This is a genomic window from Mesorhizobium tamadayense (assembly GCF_003863365.1).
Taxonomy (GTDB): Bacteria; Pseudomonadota; Alphaproteobacteria; order Rhizobiales; family Rhizobiaceae; genus Mesorhizobium; species Mesorhizobium tamadayense.
The window spans coordinates 1-1,185 of sequence record NZ_RQXT01000169.1; the positions used below are offsets into that span (position 1 = coordinate 1).

3 protein-coding genes are annotated in these 1,185 nt (G+C 57.7%); 2 read left to right on the plus strand and 1 reads right to left on the minus strand.

The genetic code is table 11. The annotated features are described in order from the left end of the window. Nucleotides 1-50: 50 nt before the first annotated feature. Nucleotides 51-173, minus strand: coding sequence for a hypothetical protein (locus EH240_RS39810; protein WP_281035204.1), 123 nt, complete (start codon nt 171-173; stop codon nt 51-53). A 252-nt stretch (nt 174-425) separates the two neighbouring features. On the opposite strand from EH240_RS39810, the gene EH240_RS37025 reads away from it, so the two are divergent. Together EH240_RS37025 and EH240_RS37030 are read left to right on the plus strand one after the other, a co-directional pair. Continuing rightward, the gene (locus EH240_RS37025; RefSeq protein WP_125007250.1) at nt 426-692 is read left to right on the plus strand and encodes an AbrB/MazE/SpoVT family DNA-binding domain-containing protein; all 267 of its coding nucleotides are present in this window, start codon (nt 426-428) and stop codon (nt 690-692) included. Beyond that, nucleotides 689-1,087 (plus strand): type II toxin-antitoxin system VapC family toxin, encoded by a 399-nt coding sequence (locus tag EH240_RS37030; RefSeq protein WP_125007251.1) that lies wholly within the window; start codon nt 689-691, stop codon nt 1,085-1,087. The genes EH240_RS37025 and EH240_RS37030 overlap by 4 nt, the downstream gene beginning before the upstream one ends. Nucleotides 1,088-1,185: the final 98 nt, after the last annotated feature.

The following is a 1,185-nucleotide window of genomic DNA, read 5'->3' on the forward strand; positions in this document are numbered from 1 at the left end:
GAAATGCGGCGACCGAGCCCACCAGACAGTCAATGAGCGGCGCCCTGTTATCAGTTTGGCCGGTCTTCGCACATGACGTTGTAGAGAAGCAGCCCAGCCATCAAGGCCACGACGGCGCCGAACAGGTCATTGCTGGTCAGCCCCGAATAATATGCGAAAGCGAATGCCAACATGATTTCACCCAAGAGCGCGTCTCAAGGAGAGAACCGTTAGAGAACGCTAATGTTCCTGCCGCCCCACCGCTAAGGGTAAGGCGTTGCCCGGGAGGGTCCTCCCCATTGATTGCTTGCCCAAGGGCTCACGTGATCGCGCCAAGTCCTTTTGAGGTAGATTAGCCAATTTGCATATGCGGCCTTGACCTCTGCTATTGATGATAATGCAGATTTGCATTATCTAATTAGTGTGGGTTAATCGGAGCTGCCAAAATGACGACGCTGACTGTGACGGCACGGGGACAGGTGACCTTCCGTAAGGACGTGCTGCAGCACCTGGGCATCAGGCCGGGCGAAAAAATAGAACTTGATTTGCTCCCCGACGGCCGTGCGGAATTGAAGGCGGCGCGGGCAAAGGGATCATTCCGGGAACTCTACGGTTTTCTCAAGGGCAAGACGAACGGCCGGGTGTTGAGCATTGAGGAAATCAATGAGGCAATCGCGGAAGCGGGTGCTGCAGCTGGATCGAGCAAGGAATGAAAGTCACGGCCGACACGAACGTTCTGCTGCGCGCCTGTGTCGCCGACGACGAACGACAGGCGGAGGCGGCCGTCGACCTCCTGGCGAAGGCGGACGTCGTGGCCGTTAGCCTCCAGGCCTTGTGCGAGTTCGCATGGGTTTTGGGCCGACAATATCAAACCGCACGCGTAGATATAGTGGCGGCAATCCGAGCCTTGGCGAACACCACAAATGTGGTCGTCAACCGGCCAGCTGTCGAGGCAGGCCTTGCAGTGCTGGAGGCCGGCGGTGATTTTGCGGACGGCGCAATTGCCTTCGACGGCGACTGGCTGGGCGGAGAGACATTCGTCTCCTTCGACCGCAAGGCGGTTAAACTGCTGTCAGCGCAAGGACACCCCGTTCAGCTTCTTTCGTAGCTGTCTTCGCGCGTGTCGATCCTTGGTATTGTCTGGCGCGCCTCGCATACGATGGGTTCGAAAACTGGCCTACGAGAGCAACTGTTGGAATAGTCCCG